Annotated in this window: 15 protein-coding genes; 9 read left to right on the top strand and 6 right to left on the bottom strand. The window is 60.8% G+C overall.

Annotation, left to right across the window (positions count from 1 at the left end):
- On the top strand, positions 1-465 hold the full coding sequence (locus REH34_RS07715; protein WP_226505138.1) for a Crp/Fnr family transcriptional regulator: 465 nt from the start codon (positions 1-3) through the stop codon (positions 463-465).
- A gap of 41 nt (positions 466-506) precedes the next feature.
- Here REH34_RS07715 and REH34_RS07720 read toward each other — a convergent pair whose 3' ends face one another.
- The gene (locus REH34_RS07720; RefSeq protein ID WP_226505137.1) at positions 507-800 is read right to left on the bottom strand and encodes a hypothetical protein; all 294 of its coding nucleotides are present in this window, start codon (positions 798-800) and stop codon (positions 507-509) included.
- Positions 801-963: 163 nt separating this feature from the next.
- The gene (locus tag REH34_RS07725) at positions 964-1,857 is read right to left on the bottom strand and encodes a LysR family transcriptional regulator (RefSeq protein ID WP_226505333.1); all 894 of its coding nucleotides are present in this window, start codon (positions 1,855-1,857) and stop codon (positions 964-966) included.
- A gap of 228 nt (positions 1,858-2,085) precedes the next feature.
- On the opposite strand from REH34_RS07725, the gene speB reads away from it, so the two are divergent.
- From speB to REH34_RS07750, 5 genes are all read left to right on the top strand, one after another.
- Positions 2,086-3,036, top strand: coding sequence for an agmatinase (gene speB, locus REH34_RS07730; RefSeq protein WP_226505136.1), 951 nt, complete (start codon positions 2,086-2,088; stop codon positions 3,034-3,036).
- A 181-nt stretch (positions 3,037-3,217) separates the two neighbouring features.
- Positions 3,218-4,726: a cytosine permease gene (locus REH34_RS07735; protein WP_226505135.1), complete on the top strand. Its 1,509-nt coding sequence runs from the start codon at positions 3,218-3,220 to the stop codon at positions 4,724-4,726.
- Positions 4,727-4,759: 33 nt separating this feature from the next.
- A complete protein-coding gene (locus tag REH34_RS07740; RefSeq protein ID WP_311971293.1) occupies positions 4,760-5,056 on the top strand; it encodes a carbohydrate-binding protein in 297 nt (98 codons plus the stop codon).
- Positions 5,057-5,472: 416 nt separating this feature from the next.
- On the top strand, positions 5,473-6,786 hold the full coding sequence (locus tag REH34_RS07745) for an MFS transporter (protein ID WP_311972058.1): 1,314 nt from the start codon (positions 5,473-5,475) through the stop codon (positions 6,784-6,786).
- Positions 6,787-6,803: 17 nt separating this feature from the next.
- Entirely contained in the window at positions 6,804-8,078 is a 1,275-nt protein-coding gene (locus tag REH34_RS07750) for a glucarate dehydratase family protein (protein WP_226505133.1), read from the top strand.
- 142 nt (positions 8,079-8,220) lie between these two features.
- Here the strand turns inward: REH34_RS07750 and REH34_RS07755 are convergent, their stop codons facing one another.
- Positions 8,221-8,346 (bottom strand): PA1414 family protein, encoded by a 126-nt coding sequence (locus REH34_RS07755; RefSeq protein ID WP_260524817.1) that lies wholly within the window; start codon positions 8,344-8,346, stop codon positions 8,221-8,223.
- Positions 8,347-8,567: 221 nt separating this feature from the next.
- Positions 8,568-9,905 carry a DEAD/DEAH box helicase gene (locus REH34_RS07760; protein ID WP_311971294.1) on the bottom strand — a complete coding sequence of 446 codons (1,338 nt, stop codon included), beginning with the start codon at positions 9,903-9,905 and terminating at the stop codon, positions 8,568-8,570.
- A gap of 376 nt (positions 9,906-10,281) precedes the next feature.
- On the opposite strand from REH34_RS07760, the gene REH34_RS07765 reads away from it, so the two are divergent.
- On the top strand, positions 10,282-12,891 hold the full coding sequence (locus REH34_RS07765; protein ID WP_311971295.1) for an EAL domain-containing protein: 2,610 nt from the start codon (positions 10,282-10,284) through the stop codon (positions 12,889-12,891).
- A gap of 138 nt (positions 12,892-13,029) precedes the next feature.
- On the top strand, positions 13,030-14,214 hold the full coding sequence (locus REH34_RS07770; RefSeq protein WP_311971296.1) for an ATP-binding protein: 1,185 nt from the start codon (positions 13,030-13,032) through the stop codon (positions 14,212-14,214).
- Positions 14,215-14,219: 5 nt separating this feature from the next.
- Here the strand turns inward: REH34_RS07770 and REH34_RS07775 are convergent, their stop codons facing one another.
- Positions 14,220-14,714 carry an SRPBCC family protein gene (locus tag REH34_RS07775; RefSeq protein ID WP_311971297.1) on the bottom strand — a complete coding sequence of 165 codons (495 nt, stop codon included), beginning with the start codon at positions 14,712-14,714 and terminating at the stop codon, positions 14,220-14,222.
- Positions 14,715-14,953: 239 nt separating this feature from the next.
- Here REH34_RS07775 and REH34_RS07780 point away from each other — a divergent pair, with 239 nt between their 5' ends.
- Positions 14,954-16,594 carry a phosphoethanolamine--lipid A transferase gene (locus REH34_RS07780; RefSeq protein WP_311971298.1) on the top strand — a complete coding sequence of 547 codons (1,641 nt, stop codon included), beginning with the start codon at positions 14,954-14,956 and terminating at the stop codon, positions 16,592-16,594.
- A gap of 48 nt (positions 16,595-16,642) precedes the next feature.
- On the opposite strand, the gene REH34_RS07785 is transcribed toward REH34_RS07780, so the two are convergent.
- Entirely contained in the window at positions 16,643-17,287 is a 645-nt protein-coding gene (locus REH34_RS07785) for a LysE family translocator (protein ID WP_226505127.1), read from the bottom strand.
- Between the last annotated feature and the right edge of the window lie 31 nt (positions 17,288-17,318).

Below are 17,318 nucleotides of genomic sequence, written 5' to 3' on the forward strand. Positions count from 1 at the left end.
ATGCCTGATCCGACCTACCTGAACAACGAAATTCGCGACATGCTGATGGACTGCGGCATGTTCGTGCAGATTCATCCTGACGACCTGAAGGTAGCCTCGGGCTATTTCAGCATCGTCGACGTCGCCAAGGATCAAGCGATCTTTCGCGAAGGCGATGCCGGCACTTTCATGTGCATCATTCACTATGGCCAGGTGTCGATCCAGAAGACCGACAGCGAAGGCAAGCAAGTGGAAGTGGCAACCTTGCGCAAAGGCCGCGCATTCGGCGAGATGGCGGTGCTCGATGGCGAACGGCGTTCGGCCAGCTGTATCGCCGCGCAGGACTGCAAGCTGTTGAACCTGGGCAAGGACTCGCTGGAAAAAATGCTCAACGATGTGCCCAAGGTGGGCGCCAAGATCATCCGCGTGTTGGCGGTATCGATGTCCAAGCGCTTGCGCATGGCGGATGGGCAGCGGGTGTCGTGATCCGGGAAATGCACTGACCGAGCAGGCCAGTACTGACGACATCAGCCCCCAGGTGGCTTGCTCTTGTTGGCATCCTCCCCGGTATCCGGGGTACTGGCGGCTTCGCGGGCAGGTGGCGTCGGCACTTGTATCGGTGGCAATGCTGGCTGGCTGTCAGTGAGCGGGCTGCCAGTCAACACTGCCTGTGTCGAGACCTGCGGATAAGGGGTTGCGGCCGCCGCGGTCGGGCTCTGCGGCACGGGCAGCACCGGCCCTTCAGGCGCTTCTACAGCGTGGGCCTGAGCCAGGGTGAAACAGGCGAAGGTCGCAATGACCAGAATAAAACCAGACCTCATGTAACACTCCAGCACCATGCCGATCACAAGGCTACTCCCTGTCGGGGCAAATTGCGCTTGTCGCGGCGACACTTTCATTCAAAACCAAGCGAATCACTGGAGCGTGAGCACCTGTGGGAGCGAGCTCTGCTCGCGAAAGGGCCGACGGTGTCGATACACATCGTCAGACCTGAATGAGCTGAGTCTTGAGCAGATCACGGAATGTCTGAATCAAGGGCTCGCGGCTGCGGCCACGGCGCAGTATCAAGGTAAAGGGTGCCTGGTAGCCGAAGGTCGCTGGCGACAGCACGCGCAAATCGCCTTTATCGACCCAGGGCTGGGCGTAGTGCTCCGGCAAGTAGCCGACATAGGCGCCGGAGAGCACCAGAATCAGCTGCGCCTCCATGCTGTCGACCGTCGCCGCGCTGTGCTTGAAACCATGACGCGCCAGCTCCGCCTGGCTCCAGTAACCGCGCCCGACCATGCGTTGCTGGGTGATCACCTGTGGTGGAATGCGCCGCTCGCTGAACAGCGGATGGCGGCTGCTGCAGTACAACCAATGCTGTTCGCGATACAGCGGCTGATAGACCAGCCCGCTCATACGCGTCGAAAACGCGCCAATGGCCAGGTCGAGGCGATTGTCCTGCACCGCCAGCTGCAATTCATAGGGGCTGAGTACCGACAGGTGCAGGTGCACCGCCGGATGCTCCTGACTATAGGCACCAATGGCTTCAGCCAGCGGCAAGGAGTGATCGTTGACGGTGGAATCGATCACACCTAGGTTGAGCGTACCGCGCAATTCGCCCTTGAGCGCCGCGGCGTATTGCTCGAAGCCTTCCATTTCAGCCAACAGGCGCAGGGTTTCCTGGTGGAACAGCTCGCCTTTGCTGGTCAGGCTGAACCCCCCGCGACCGCGGTGGCAAAGGACGATCCCCAGCGCGGTTTCCAGTTGGCTCATGTAGGTGCTGATCGCCGAGGTCGACAGGTTCAGCTCCTGCTGGGCGGTGGCGAACCCCTGATGGCGCACGACGCTGACGAAAATTCGCAGCAGCTTCAGATCCGGCAGCGCGTTACCCATCACAACCCCTCTAGCAAGGGGGCTCGCCCCCGATAACGGTGAGTCAGCCGCAATAATGGCGCTGACACGATGGAAGGAGCGCACTCCCTCGGGGCGGAGTTTACTTCAGAAAATCCTGAACTAAGTATTTCTCGACAGCGATTCTTCCCTTTCCCCGCAATGCCCAGACTCCGGCGATGCGTGCCCGTTCCTGAACGGGCCTCAAGCTTGAGATGGGAGATATCAGCCGTGGAAAAAATCTATCACCAACCCCTGGGTGGCAACGAAATGCCGCGCTTTGGCGGTATCGCTACCATGCTGCGCCTGCCGCACTTGCAGAGCGCCGCAGGTCTGGATGCAGCCTTTGTCGGCATTCCACTGGACATCGGCACCTCGCTGCGCCCCGGCACCCGCTTCGGGCCGCGCGAGATTCGCGCCGAATCGGTGATGATCCGTCCCTACAACATGGCCACCGGCGCCGCGCCTTTCGATTCGCTGTCAGTGGCCGACATCGGCGACGTCGCGATCAACACGTTCAATCTTCTCGACTCGGTACGGATCATCGAAGAAGCCTACGACGAAATCCTCGAACATAATGTGATCCCCTTGACCATGGGTGGCGACCACACCATCACCCTGCCGATCCTGCGGGCCATTCACAAGAAGCACGGCAAGGTCGGACTGGTGCATATCGATGCCCATGCCGACGTCAACGATCATATGTTCGGCGAAAAGATCGCCCACGGCACCACCTTCCGCCGCGCCGTCGAGGAAGGCTTGCTGGATTGCGATCGCGTGGTCCAGATCGGCCTGCGTGCCCAGGGCTATACCGCCGAGGATTTCAACTGGAGCCGCAAGCAGGGTTTCCGCGTGGTCCAGGCCGAGGAGTGCTGGCACCAGTCGCTCAAACCGCTGATGGAAGAAGTGCGCGCCAAGGTCGGTGACGGCCCGGTGTACCTGAGTTTCGATATCGACGGCATCGACCCGGCTTGGGCGCCGGGCACCGGGACCCCGGAAATCGGCGGTCTGACCACCATTCAGGGCATCGAGATCATCCGCGGTTGCCAGGGCCTGGATCTGGTCGGCTGCGACCTGGTGGAAGTGTCGCCGCCCTACGACACCACCGGCAATACCTCCTTGCTGGGTGCCAACCTGCTGTACGAAATGCTCTGCGTGCTACCAGGGGTCGTGCACCGCTGATGCATCGTTTTCGGTCTTGAAATCGCTTTCGCGGGCAAGCCTTGCTCCCACAGTGGTACGTCGTACACCTGTGGGAGCATAGCTTGCTCGCGAAGAGGCCGGCCCATTCACCACAGACCTAATAAAAATCGCCCCACCCAAAAAACACTGCCACCAATCCACCGCATGCTCGGAGCTGATCATGCACGACAATAAAAATGCGCAGCGCATCAATGAAATCGAAACCAACGGCGTCGAACAGATTCCGGACCATCAACGTACCGCCACCCCGCTGGACCTGTTCCGACTGATATTCGGCGGCGCCAACACCTTTTCCACCGCCGTGCTGGGCAGCTTCCCCGTGTTGTTCGGGCTGTCGTTCCAGGCCGGCCTGGCGGCGATCCTGCTAGGCACGCTGGTAGGCGCAGTCATTCTGGCGCCCATGGGCCTGTTCGGCCCTATCAACGGCACCAACAACGCGGTGTCCTCCGGGGCGCATTTCGGCGTGCACGGGCGTATCGTCGGCTCGTTTCTGTCGCTGTTGACCGCCATCGCGTTCTTCTCGCTGTCGGTGTGGAGTTCGGGGGATGCCTTGGTCGGCGGCGCCAAGCGCTTGGTCGGGCTGCCTGAGAATGATCTGTCACTGGCGCTGACTTACGGCCTGTTCGCCCTGCTGGTGCTGACCGTGTGCATCTATGGCTTTCGCTTCATGCTGTGGGTCAACAAGGTGGCGGTATGGACGGCCAGCGCGCTGTTCCTGCTGGGCATCGTGGCGTTCGCCCCCAGCTTCGACGTCAACTTCGCCGGCAGTCTCGCCCACGGCCAGGCAGGTTTCTGGGCGGCGTTCATCGGCGCCTCTCTGGTGGCCATGAGCAACCCGATCTCCTTCGGCGCCTTCCTGGGAGACTGGTCGCGCTATATCCCGCGCACCACGGCCAAGAGCCGAATCTTGGGTGCGGTGATCCTGGCGCAACTGGCGACTTTGCTGCCCTCGGTATTCGGCCTCGCGACCGCGACCATCGTCGCGGCGCAGGCGCCGGACTACATCACCAACAACAACTATGTGGGTGGCTTGCTGGCGGTATCGCCGACCTGGTTCTTCCTGCCTGTGTGCCTGCTGGCGGTGATCGGCGGCATGTCCACCGGCACCACGGCGCTGTATGGCACGGGCCTGGACATGTCCAGCGTGTTCCCGCGAGTGCTGTCGCGGGTCAAGGCGACGCTGCTAATCGGGGCGATGTCGATTGCGTTCATCTTTATCGGCCGGTTCGCCGCCAACCTGGTGCAGAGCGTATCGACCTTCGTAGTGCTGATCATTACCTGCACCACACCGTGGATGGTGATCATGCTCATCGGGCTGTTGGTGCGCCGCGGCTGGTACTGCCCGCAGGACCTGCAAGTGTTCACGCGCGGCGAGACCGGTGGCCGTTATTGGTTCAACCATGGCTGGAACTGGCGCGGGCTGGGGGCTTGGATCCCGAGCGCGCTGGTGGGCTTGTGCTTCGTCAACTTGCCGGGGCAATTCGTCGGGCCACTGGGCAATCTGGCGGATGGCATCGATATCAGCTTGCTGGTAACCCTGGGGCTGGCGGCGCTGCTGTATGGCCTGTTGCTGAAGCTGTTTCCGGAACCTGCCGCAGTCTATGGGCCGGGGCATACCGTTGCCCAAGCGCCGCACGGTGCAGGCCTGAAGTCAACGCCCTCCTTGTAGCCCAAGGATCGTAATGGCGAAGAAGTTGCGCGCTTGCCTCAGCGCACGCTGGAGTTCACTGACCACGGCCTGGCACCTGGCACTGCTTATCGTTATGTAGTGAAGGCGATCGACACACTCGGGCAGTACTCACCCGCCAGCAACGAATTGAACGTCAGCACTGAGGGCACTCCAGGAGCGCCAGAGTGGATAGAGGCTGGCGAGCTCTACGAGGTGGACGATCGCGTGACTTATCTGGGCAACGTGTACAAATGCACCCAGAGACACACCTCCAATATCGGCTGGAAGCCGACCGAGGCAATTACGTTATGGACGCGGGTGGCCTCCTGAGCCCTTATGGCGATGAATGGCCTCCGTAGATGATCTAGCGATCCACTGCTCTTTTCGCGGCAGAGCGCGCGTTGCTGATGGCATACCCTGGGGTTTGCCAATCGGCGCGCGGGCTTTGGCGACGAATCGCCCTCTTTGCATCAGTCCATACCTCCCGCCACGAGTGCAAAAAGCCATTGCGGCGCCACTCCCACAGTTGTACGATGACAGACAAATCAGGCTAATCTCCGCCACATAAAAACAAACGAGCCCAGGTGTCACCATGTCCTACGCCCAACCCGCACGTCCGCTGCAAACGCCCCTCCTCCCGCACGTTATCCGCTATCCCTGACTCACCCATACGCTGACCCGCACTCAAAAAACAACCGCGTGGGAGATGTAATGTGAAGACTCCGTCTGCAGTGTCCGGCACCCCGATGAGCGAAACGCTCAAGTCGGCGGTGGCGAAAGTAAAGATGCACGTATTACCCCTGTTCGTGATCATGTTCATCGTCAACTACATCGACCGCGTCAATGTCGGCTTCGTGCGCACGCACATGGAAACCGACCTCGGCATCGGCGCGGCCGCCTATGGCTTGGGCGCCGGATTGTTCTTCGTCGGCTACGCGATTTTTGAAGTACCTTCCAACCTGCTGCTGCAACGCTTCGGCGCCCGTGCCTGGCTGGCGCGCATCATGCTGACCTGGGGCGTGGTGGCCATGGCCATGGCGTTCGTCAAGGGCGAGACTAGCTTCTACGTGCTGCGCTTCTTGCTCGGCGCGGCGGAAGCGGGCTTCTTCCCAGGCATCATTTACTACTTCACCCAGTGGCTGCCTTCGAGCGAACGCGGCAAAGCCATGGCGATCTTCCTCAGCGGCTCGGCCATCGCCTCGGTGATCTCAGGGCCTGTGACCGGCGCCCTGCTCAGCGTCTCCGGTCTGGGCCTGCATGGCTGGCAGTGGATGTTCATCATCGAGGGCGGCTTTTCGGTGGTGCTGTGCTTTTTCGTCTACGCCCTGCTGGATTCGCATATCAGCGAAGCCAAGTACCTGACTGAACCCGAAAAAACCGCACTGATCGACTGTATCGAAGAAGAACAACGCCTCAAGGACGCCGAATACACTGTGCGTCCGTCGCTGATGCGCTTGCTGGCGGACCGGCAGATCGCGCTGTTCTGCTTTATCTATTTCTCCGTTGCCCTGACCATTTATGGCGCCACCTTCTGGCTGCCTAGCATGATCAAGAAGATGGGCAACATGGGCGACTTCGAAGTCGGCCTGTTCAACTCCATTCCGTGGATCATCTCGATCATCGCCATGTACGGTTTTGCCGCCCTGGCTGCGAAGTTCAAGTTTCAGCAGGCCTGGGTCTCGACCTGCCTGGTGATCGCGGCGATCGGCATGTTCGCTTCCACCTACGGCGGCCCGGTGTTCGCCTTCGTGGCCATCTGCTTTGCGGCAATCGGCTTCAAGGCGGCATCGGCGCTGTTCTGGCCGATTCCGCAGGGCTACCTGGATGCTCGCGTGGCAGCGGCGGTGATTGCGCTGATCAACTCGCTGGGCAACCTCGGCGGTTTCGTTGCGCCGACCGTGTTCGGCTTTCTGGAAGAGAAAACCGGGTCGATCCAGGGTGGCCTGTATGGCCTGGCCGCGACCTCGTTGCTGGCCGCCATCGTGATCTTCTTCGCGCGCACCAAACCCAAGGGTGACAAGGCCGGCTCGCAGCCGGCCGGCCCGGCCATGGTTCACTAAGTCTTAGGAGCTGAGTCTTGAAAATCAAACGCGTAACCGTCACCCCGATTGCCTTCCGTGACCCGCCGTTGCTCAATGCCAGCGGCATCCACGAGCCCTATGCACTGCGCTCGATCATCGAAATCGAAAGCGACAACGGCTACATTGGCCTCGGTGAAAGCTACGGCGATGCGCCGGCACTGGCGATCCAGGAAGCCCTCAAAGGCGAACTGATCGGCCTGGATCCGTTCAACCTCAACCACCTGCGCGAAGTGGTCAAAAGCGTGGTGGCCAAACATCGGCCCGCCAGCCTGGCCGGTGCCGAACTGGCCCCGGGCTCCCACGCCAGCAAGGCGGTGAGCAACGCCTATTCGGCCTTCGAAGTGGCGTTCCTCGATCTGCAAGCACGTTCGCTGAACCTGCCGCTGGTGGACCTGCTCGGTGGCCGCTGCCGTGACGAAGTGCCGTTCAGTGCCTATCTGTTCTTCAAGTACGCCCAGCATATCGACTCCCCCTACGCGCCGGATTCCTGGGGTGAAGCCCTCAGCGAAGCGCAGATCGTCGCCCAGGCCAAGCGCATGATCGACGAGAACGGCTTCCAGAGCATCAAGCTCAAGGCCGGCGCGCTGGACCCGGAACACGAAGTGGCGTGCATCAAGGCGCTGAAAAAAGCCTTCCCCAACTGCCCGCTGCGCATCGACCCCAATGGCAACTGGTCGCTGGAAACCGCCATCCGCATGGCCGAGCTGCTGGGCGACGACCTGCAGTACTACGAAGACCCGACCCCGGGCCTGGACGGAATGTCCGAGCTGCACAAGCGCACCGGTCTGCCACTGGCGACCAACATGGTGGTCACCGACTTCGACGAGTTCCGCCGCAGCGTGGAATTGAACAGCGTGCAGATCGTACTGGCCGACCACCATTACTGGGGCGGCCTGCGCGACACGGTGGCGTTGGCGAAGATGTGCGACGTATGGGGCCTGGGCGTGTCGATGCACTCCAACTCGCACCTGGCGATCAGCCTGATGGCCATGGCTCACGTGGCGGCGGCGACGCCGAATCTGGATTACGCCTGCGATACCCACTACCCGTGGCAGGAACCGGACGAGGAAGTGATCAAGGGCGGCAAGCTGAAGATCGTCAACGGCGCCGTGCAGATCAACAAGACCCCTGGGTTGGGCCTGGAGCTGGATTACGATCAGTTGGGCAAGCTGCACGAGCAATTCTTGAGCTGCGGGATTCGCAGCCGGGATGATGTGAAGCAGATGCGCAAGTACAAACCTGACTGGACGCAGGTCAAGCCTCGGTTTTGATCAGCGTGAGGGCTTGCTGGTGAAGGCATCCTGCGGGCCTCTTCGCGAGCAAGCTTTGCTCCCACTGTGTGCTCCGCTTGTGGGCGCACACCTCTGGGAGCAAGGCTATACCGCGAAAGAGCCGTGCGGACTTTGGATATATTCAGCGGCGGCGTGGCGGCTGACGGCGCTTGTCTTCGGTGGGAATAGGCACGGGTTGCAAAGGTGGAGGCACCAGGCCGAGTGCGACGGCGAGGTCATGGAGCCAGTTGTACAGTGGATTTCTCATACAGCCCCCCTTCAGGGTGATACTGAGCGGCAGAACTGCTGCGCTTCAAACTGATGATAGTCCGATGTCCATAGCAGCGCTTGCCTTAAATCACCAAATATCGCCACATTTCATTTCAGAGCCCTTAGCGAGCAGGCTAGCCACCGAAAGGGGGAGCCAGCACTATCGTGATGGCTGATCAGCCCAATCGGGGGCAAGCCCCCTCGCTACGGGGCCTCGCCTTACTCGGCCGCAGCCTCTGGCTTGCGGCGCTTGAGCGGCGCCATGCCATCACCGCTCACCAACGGGTCGGCTTTCGGACGATTGACCGTCTTGCGCTTGGTCGGGCCCTTGGCGGCAGTCTTCTTGTCGGCTTTCTTGCCGTCGGCCTTCTTCTTTTTCACGCCGACGGCCTTGCCTGATGCCTTGACCTTTTTCGGGCCGCTATAGGTGCCTTTGACCTCTTTGATCACTCGGCGCTCGAAGCTCTGCTTGAGGTAGCGCTCGATGCTCGACATCAGATTCCAATCGCCATGACAGATCAACGACACAGCCAGGCCTTCGTTGCCAGCCCGGCCCGTACGGCCGATACGGTGCACGTAGTCGTCACCACTGCGGGGCATGTCGAAGTTGATCACCAGGTCGAGGCCTTCGACATCCAGGCCACGGGCCGCGACATCGGTGGCCACCAGGATCTTCACGCCGCCCTGCTTGAGGCGGTCGATCGCCAGCTTGCGGTCCTTCTGATCTTTTTCGCCATGCAAGACGAACGTCTTGTATTCCTGCGCCACCAGACGGCCATAGATACGGTCGGCCATGGCCCGGGTATTGGTAAAGATGATCGCCTTCTGGTAGGTCTCGTTGGCCAGCAGCCAGTTGAGGATCTGTTCCTTGTGCACATTGTGGTCGGCAGTGACGATCTGCTGACGAGTGCCCGAGGCCAGCTCGCTGACGTTGTTGATCAGCAGGTGCTCAGGGTCCTTGAGCACCTTGCCGATCATGTCGCGCAGGCCGGCACCGCCGGTGGTGGCGGAGAACAGCAGGGTTTGCTGGCGGTTGACAGCTTCGTCGCACAGGCGCTGGACGTCTTCAGAGAAGCCCATGTCGAGCATGCGGTCGGCTTCGTCGAGGACCATCACCTCGACCTTTTTCAGGTCCAGGTTACCGGCGTTGAGTTGCTCCAGCAGGCGGCCCGGGGTACCGATCAGGATGTCCGGGACCTTGCGCAGCATGGCTGCCTGGACCTTGAAGTCCTCACCGCCGGTGATCAGGCCGGCCTTGATGAAGGTGAACTGCGAGAAGCGCTCGACTTCCTTGAGGGTCTGCTGCGCCAGTTCGCGCGTCGGCAACAGGATCAGCACGCGGATATCGACGCGTACCTGGGCCGGCCCCATCAGGCGATTGAGCAATGGCAGCACAAACGCTGCCGTCTTGCCGCTGCCGGTCTGGGCGGTTACCCGCAGGTCCTTGCCTTGCAGCGCGAGCGGAATGGCCGCGACCTGCACTGGCGTAGGCTCGACAAATTTCAGTTCGGCCACGGCTTTGAGCAGGCGTTCGTGCAGGGCAAATTGGGAAAACACGGGTGTTACCTCGGCGCAGTTCGGAAATTCAACGGCATAGCGTAACGGTTTCCACGCCAAAGGCCGAATTTCTTTACTCGCCAAGGCTAAATCTCCGACTTGGCTACCGATTGGAGGCGGTGCTCGCAGCGCTGATCCTGCAACCACCCGCTTTGGTCAATGGGGCAAATTCCCACAAACGTGACAATTTATTACCAAAGGTCCTTCCACCACTCGTCTGCTTTTTCAGCGCATCTTGTCGTCGAGTTCGACACATTTACGTATGACAACCAGACTCTACGAACAAGGGCTGCCGACGCTTCAGGGCGCCCTTTGCAGGAAGCAAAAGTGCCAGGGTCAGTCAATCCAACGCACAATCGCAAGGATCAGCACAATAATGAATAAAACCAATGCGGATTCGTCTTTACCTGCCCTACCCCAAACGCCCCATACCCGCACGCTGGTGGCATTGATCGGCTTGTTGTTCGCCGCAGCGTTTTTGCTCGGCATGGGCGCCCTGATCAACATCGCCCGCAACCTCAACAGCGAAGAGCTGCAGAAAAGCTACTTCTATACCCAAAAGGCCCTGGAAACCCGCACTGCGACGTCGGCGGCATTGATCAGCTCCTTTGCCGTCTGGGACAGCGCCTACGACCACCTCAACGGCATTGCCGACACTCAGTGGGCCTATAAAGAGCGCAATCTGGGCGATCCGCTGTTCATCAGCAACGGCTACGAAGGCGTGTTCGTGATCGACCGCAAGAGCACCAAATACGGCCTGCTCAACGGACGCCTCACCGAGGTTGCGCTGTCGCGGTACCTGGACACCTCGCTGGGCAGCCTGATCGACGCCGCTCAGGATGCCGCCGCACAGGCCCGGGCAGTAGACCGCTTCGCGCTGTTCAATGGCTGGCCGGCGCTGGTCACGGCTGCGGCGATTCAACCCGGTGACGACGGCACGCGGGTCGATCCGGCCTCCCTGTCGGTGATGATTTTCGTCGACCAGTTGACCCCGGCCAAACTGCTCAAACTGGGTCAAGCCTATGGCCTCACGGGCCTTGCGATCGAGGCGCCAGGGGTGCAGACCTCGTCGCGTCCGCAACTCAATCTGGGCCACACCGGCTATCGCCTGACCTGGGATCAGCCGCGACCGGGCAACGAGCTGCTGTGGTCGGTGGTCCCTCCCCTATTGGCTGCCGGTATGGTGCTATGCCTGCTGCTGGGTTACTTCTTCCGGTTCGCTTTGCGCACCTCACAGCAAATGGACTCCAACTACCGGGTTTTGAAAGTCAGCAACCAGGCGCTGGAAGCCAGTGAGGAGCGGTTTCGCGCGGTGGCAGAGGCTGCCTCGGACTGGATCTGGGAAACCGATGAGCAAGGCCGGATCCTGTACCTGTCGACGCGATTCGTGGCGGTGACCGGCTTTACCAGTGACGACTGGCTGGGCAAACCCCTCGAGCAGCTGCTGCATTGCGACACGTTGCCGATCGACACCTGGCTGGCCGATCTGCGCAACAGCCAGCCCCACACGGCTCATCTGCGCTGCACTTACCGAGATCATTGTGCGCAACCACGTTACTGCCGGGTGTCGGCTCGGCCGATACTGCAGGATGGCCAGGTAGCGGGGTTTCGCGGCACGGCGAGCGATATCACCGACGAAGTGGCCGCCCATGCGCAGATCCAGCACCTGTCGATGCACGACGCCCTCACCGGTCTGCCCAACCGCAATTTGCTGGCTCGCCACCTGGAAGAGGCCCTTGGTCGGTTGTCGCATCCGCCCGGCAACCACGGCAATGCCCATGGCCTGACTTTGCTGTTGCTGGATCTGGACGATTTCAAGCCGATCAACGATACCCTCGGCCACCCCGTCGGCGATGCCGTGTTGCTCGAAGTCGCCAAGCGCCTGCGCGACGCCACCCGCGAGCAGGACCTGGTGGCGCGCCTGGGCGGGGACGAATTCCTCATGGTGCTCAGCGGCCTGACCAACGACAAGGAGATCGATCGCTTTTGTGCGCGCTTGATCGAAAGCATGCGCCAGCCCATCGTCCATGGCGATCAACAGTTGTACATCGGCGCCAGCATGGGCATCGCCCAAAGCCATCTGCAGGGGCCGGATCCGACTGAACTGATCCGCTGCGCCGACATCGCCCTGTACGCCGCCAAAGCCGAAGGCAAGAACACCTGGCGCTACTTCTCGGCGCAGATGAACGAGGAAATCCAGCATCGCCGCCACCTCGAAAACGAACTGCGCCTGGCGGTCAAGAACCACGAGTTCATCCTCCACTATCAACCGCGCTACGAGCTCGACGGCATGACCATCGTCTCCGTCGAGGCACTGGTACGCTGGGATCATCCGATCGAGGGCCTGATCAGCCCCGATGCCTTCATTCCCTTGGCCGAACAGACCGAGCTGATCGTGCCCCTCGGCCGCTGGGTGCTGCGCGAAGCCTGCGAGACGGCGCGCCACTGGCCGGGCGATCTGATGGTCTCGGTGAACCTGTCGCCCGCGCAGTTTTCCCGCAGCGATGTGGTCGCGGATGTACGCGAGACCTTGATCCAGACCGGCCTGCCGGCCCATCGCCTGGAGTTGGAGATCACCGAAAACGTCATGCTCAACGATATCGACAATGCCCTGCACATCATGAACGCCCTCAAGGAGCTGGGCGTGCGCCTGAACATGGATGATTTCGGTACCGGTTACTCGTCTCTCGGCTATCTGCGTACCTACCCTTTCGACAGCATCAAGATCGACAAGCGCTTCATCGCCGCCATGGCCCTGGGCAGCAACGATCGCGCGGTGGTACAGGCGATCATCAACCTGGGCAAGGCCATGGGTTTGAAGGTCACCGCCGAAGGGGTAGAGACCGAGCAGCAACTGGCGCTCTTGAGCTCCGATGCCTGTCACGAGGTGCAAGGCTTCTATATGAGCAGGCCGATCGACAAACTGGCGCTGGGCAGGCTGTCGGCCCAGCAGGATGAAGCTCGGTTGCCCAGTCGTAGCGCATGAGCCATGCGGGCCCTGACAGCAGATAATGCGGTCCGAAAACATCTTTTTACAGCGCACTACGGTCTCGCTTAGACTCCCAGCTACTGTATGCTCGAACCGACGCGAGCCGCTTCCATTTTCTGGGAAATCCACTGCTCCATGGCGAAAACCGTTGCTGCCGATATCGCCACCATCGGCCGAATCAATGCCGTGCCCGCGTTATTGCAGGTGATCTGCGAGACCACTGGCATGCGCTTTGCGGCCGTCGCGAGGGTGACGGATACGGCTTGGATCGCCTGCGCGGTGCTCGACAACCTTGGATTTGGTCTGCAAGTGGGTGGCGAACTCGAGCTCAACACCACGTTGTGTGACGAGATTCGCGATCACCACCGCACCATCATCATGGATCAGGCGAGCACCGACCCGCTTTACTGCGATCATCACACCCCGCGCATCTACAAGTTCGAGAGCTATATTTCGGTGCCGGTGTTCCGCACCAACGGCGAGTTTTTCGGCACCATCTGCGCGCTCGACCCCAATCCCGTACAACTCAAGGGTTCGGCCATTCAGCCGATGATCGAGTCCTTCGCGCGCCTGCTATCGATCCAGATGGAAAGTGAAGAAGCCTTCGTCGAGACCGAACAGGCGCTGCTGCAGGAGCGTCAGGTGGCCGAATTGCGCGAGCAGTTCATCGCCGTGCTGGGCCATGACCTGCGCAATCCACTGTTCGCCATCAACGCCGGGGCCGAAATGCTTCTGCGCCGCGCCGTGGACGAGCGCAGCATCAGCATCATCGAGCACATCATTACCAGCAGCAATCGCGCTTCGCGGCTGGTCGAGGACGTGCTCGACTTCGCCCGCGGTCGCCTGGGCTCCGGCATCACCGTGAACATGGTGCCGATGCCCGATCTGGCCGAGGCGCTGCAACATGTGGTCGCCGAAGTTCATCGAGTCAATCCGCAGCGGGTGTTCAATCTGCATATTGGCGACCTGCGCGATCTCAAAGGCGATCGCGAGCGTATCACCCAACTGCTCTCCAACCTGGTGGCCAACGCCATTCACCATGGTTCGAAAGAGGGTCCGGTGATCATTGAAGCGGACGTCGAAGACGGGATATTTCGCCTGAGCGTGCACAACCAGGGCACGCCCATCTCGGCGCCGGTGCTGGCGCAACTGTTTCAGCCCTTCACCCGCCATAACGCCGATGCACCGCCCAGCGGCCTGGGCCTTGGGCTGTACATCGCCGATCAGATCGCCCGCGCCCATGGCGGTCATATGGAGGTGTCTTCGACGGCCGAGACGGGCACGCTGTTCACTTTCAGGCTGGCGCTCAAGCCGGAGTGAGCCGATCAATCATCGCGTAACTCGCGGGTGACTAGCTCCACCAGCCGATCCAGACTTTCATTCCAGCCCTGATGAAACCCCATTGCCTCATGACTGCGACAATCTTCGGCGCTCCAATGCCAGGCGCTAGCGGTGTAGCGGGTCTTGCCGTGCACGTCCTCGAGTTCGATGACGGCGGTCATGAAGGGCTTGGCCGAGGGTATCCAACCGGGCAAAAAGGCATCGGTGAACACGATCCGGCGCGGCGCTTCGATTTCCAGGAACACGCCTTGGGTCGGATACTCACTACCATCCGGGGCGCACATCAGGGTGCTGAACAGGCCGCCGGGCCATAGCTGCAGGGTGCATTCAGGGGTGGTCATGCCGTGGGGTCCCCACCAGCGCTTGAGCAGTTCGGCGCGGGTCCAGGCGCGAAACACGCGGGCGCAAGGGGCGTCGATCAGGCGGGTAATGGACAGTTCGTAGGCAGGTGAAGCAACGGCGAGGGATTGAAGGCTCATATTGTTATTTCCTTCGTTCGGGTTGGAACGCTGACGATTCGCCGGCCCATGATGGCGCCTCAAAGCTAAAATCGGCAATGCCAAAATTCACGACGAAGAGGTCATTTCGTATCGCCGCTGCGTGCCTGGTCGTAGCCTTTTCACAATTTTTCGATAAGTGGCAATCTACAGTCGACGGGCGCGCCAGTTAGCCCCTGGCGTCCCTCTTCCGCCACTCCCTCTAACAACAAGAGCCATCGATGATCAGCGTTATAAGCCGTCGCCTCCCCTCCATCAGCAGCCAACGATTGGTGATGCTCTGCGCCGCAGTGTTAGTGGCGATCTACAATCTGGCCACCTGGAAAGCCGTTGACGCACTGGTGAATTTTTCGGGTCTCAAGGCGCTGGCGTTCAACCTGTCGTTCGCCGTATTCCTGTGGGCGGCCTTCACCGTGTTACTGACAGTGGTGTCGTTTCGGCCTGTGTTCAAACCGGTGCTGGTGGTGATCTTCCTGTGCTCGGCGGCGGCGGCCTATTTCATGGACACCTACGGTATCGCCATCGATACCGACATGATGCAGAACGTCCTCGAAACCAATCCTGGCGAGGCCGCCGCGCTGCTCAGCCCGAAACTGTTCGGTTATCTGTTGCTGCTCGGCGTCGTTCCCGCGCTGTTGGTCTGCTGCTGGCCAGTGGTGTATCGGCGCTGGTTACCGGGGCTGATCAACAAGGTGTTGGTGATCGTTGGTTGTCTGGTGCTGGTGGCAGCATCGGTGGGCAGCTTCTATTCCACCTACGCGCCGATCTTCCGCCAGCAGGACAAGCTCACGCACTTCATCAACCCGACCAACTATATCTACGCCAGCAACCGCCTGATCAAACAACGCTTCGCCATCAAGGAAAACCTGGTGGTGCAGAAGATCGGCGAAGACGCCGTGCTGAGCAACGCGGCCCTGCAGCGCCCGAAAAAACAGCTGATGATCTTCGTGGTCGGTGAAACCGCTCGCGCCGACCACTTCTCGCTCAATGGCTATGCGCGCGAGACCAACCCGGAGCTGTCCAAGCTCAATATCCTCAATTACACCCAGGTGCATTCCTGCGGGACCTCGACTGCGGTGTCGGTACCCTGCATGTTCTCGATGTTCCCGCGCAAGGATTACAGCGACAAGAAAGGCAAGACCTACGAGGGCCTGCTGGACGTGATGCAGCGCGCCGGCGTCCAGGTGCTGTGGCTCGACAACAACAGCGACTGCAAGGGTGCCTGCCTGCGCGTGCCGCACAAGGACATCCCCAAGAACCAGCCGAGCGCCTTCTGCGATGGCAATCGCTGCCTGGACGAATCGCTGCTGGTGGGCCTGCAGCCTTATGTCGACAGCCTGAAGGACAACGCCATCATCGTCCTGCACGCAGACGGCAGTCACGGCCCGGAATATTACGATCGCTACCCTACCGATCAGGAGCGCTTCAAGCCGGTCTGTCACACCAACCAGCTAGGCAGTTGCAGCAAGGACGAACTGGTCAACGTGTATGACAACACGATTCTTTACACCGACCACTTCCTCGCGCAGGTAGTGAACTTCCTGAAGAAGAATCAGGACAAGTACGACACCTCGATGATTTACATCTCCGATCACGGCGAATCCTTGGGCGAGAACGGCATGTACCTGCATGCAGCGCCTTACGCGATTGCGCCAGAGGCGCAGATTCACGTGCCGATGGTGATGTGGTTCGGTGACGGCACCTTGCCGGCGGCAGGTGTTGATCGCGACTGCCTGGCGAACAAGCGCGACCAGGCGGACTTGAGCCAGGACTACATGTTCCACTCGGTGCTGGGGCTGTTTTCGGTGCAAACGGCGGTCTATCAGCCGGCGCTGGATATCTTCCACAGTTGCAAGCGCTGATTCACCGGGGCCTGGATTGGCGAAGAGGCCGGCCGCATCACTTCAACTTCATGATGCGGCCCCAAGAATGAACTCGCGGTACCCCGACATGATCACGAACACCGCGAACCACACGAAAATCCCCGCCGACACCAGATACGACACCTTCAGCAGGCGCGCGCCCAGCAGCTTGCCGCCCTGACTGGCGACGCCGCATAACGCCAGACACCACAACACCCCGGCACTGAAGAACCCGCCCAGAAACAACCCGGTGCCCATCGGCCCCGAGGCCCCAGCGCGGGAAATCAACACGCCGCCGACCGCCGCAAACCACAGAATCGCACTGGGTGACGACATCGCCAGGAACACCCCACGGCCAAACGCTCTGATCGACGACCGCTGCCCGGCCTCGCCCGCCACTGCCAGCTCGTTGCTGCTAGTGACTGCCGACACCAGCATGCGCACGGCAAACCAGATCAACAACGCCGAACCGCCGAGCCACAGCACCCAGCGCACGCTTTGGTATTGCAGCAGCACCGTCATGCCTGCCAGTGCCAGTACGGCATAGGCCAGATCACCGAAACAGGTGCCAAGGCCCAACCAGAACCCAGGCAAAAAGCCCCGCTGCATGGCCAGCGTGATCATGGCGATGTTCGCCACACCGATATCCAGGCACAACGACAGGCTCAGCAAGAAGCCACTGGTGAATTGCATGGCGGGTTCCATCGCATCAGTTATCAAGCCG

Origin of the sequence: Pseudomonas baltica, from assembly GCF_031880315.1 — a bacterium.
GTDB lineage: Bacteria > Pseudomonadota > Gammaproteobacteria > Pseudomonadales > Pseudomonadaceae > Aquipseudomonas.

Excerpts from the sequence above, each read along its gene's own strand:
- REH34_RS07715 (WP_226505138.1), top strand. The coding sequence starts at position 1 with ATGCCTGATCCGACCTACCTGAACAACGAAATTCGCGACATGCTGATG.
- REH34_RS07720 (WP_226505137.1), bottom strand. The coding sequence starts at position 800 with ATGAGGTCTGGTTTTATTCTGGTCATTGCGACCTTCGCCTGTTTCACC.
- REH34_RS07725 (WP_226505333.1), bottom strand. The coding sequence starts at position 1,857 with ATGGGTAACGCGCTGCCGGATCTGAAGCTGCTGCGAATTTTCGTCAGC.
- REH34_RS07735 (WP_226505135.1), top strand. The coding sequence starts at position 3,218 with ATGCACGACAATAAAAATGCGCAGCGCATCAATGAAATCGAAACCAAC.
- REH34_RS07745 (WP_311972058.1), top strand. The coding sequence starts at position 5,473 with ATGAGCGAAACGCTCAAGTCGGCGGTGGCGAAAGTAAAGATGCACGTA.
- REH34_RS07755 (WP_260524817.1), bottom strand. The coding sequence starts at position 8,346 with ATGAGAAATCCACTGTACAACTGGCTCCATGACCTCGCCGTCGCACTC.
- REH34_RS07765 (WP_311971295.1), top strand. The coding sequence starts at position 10,282 with ATGAATAAAACCAATGCGGATTCGTCTTTACCTGCCCTACCCCAAACG.
- REH34_RS07770 (WP_311971296.1), top strand. The coding sequence starts at position 13,030 with ATGGCGAAAACCGTTGCTGCCGATATCGCCACCATCGGCCGAATCAAT.
- REH34_RS07775 (WP_311971297.1), bottom strand. The coding sequence starts at position 14,714 with ATGAGCCTTCAATCCCTCGCCGTTGCTTCACCTGCCTACGAACTGTCC.
- REH34_RS07780 (WP_311971298.1), top strand. The coding sequence starts at position 14,954 with ATGATCAGCGTTATAAGCCGTCGCCTCCCCTCCATCAGCAGCCAACGA.
- REH34_RS07785 (WP_226505127.1), bottom strand. The coding sequence starts at position 17,287 with ATGCAATTCACCAGTGGCTTCTTGCTGAGCCTGTCGTTGTGCCTGGAT.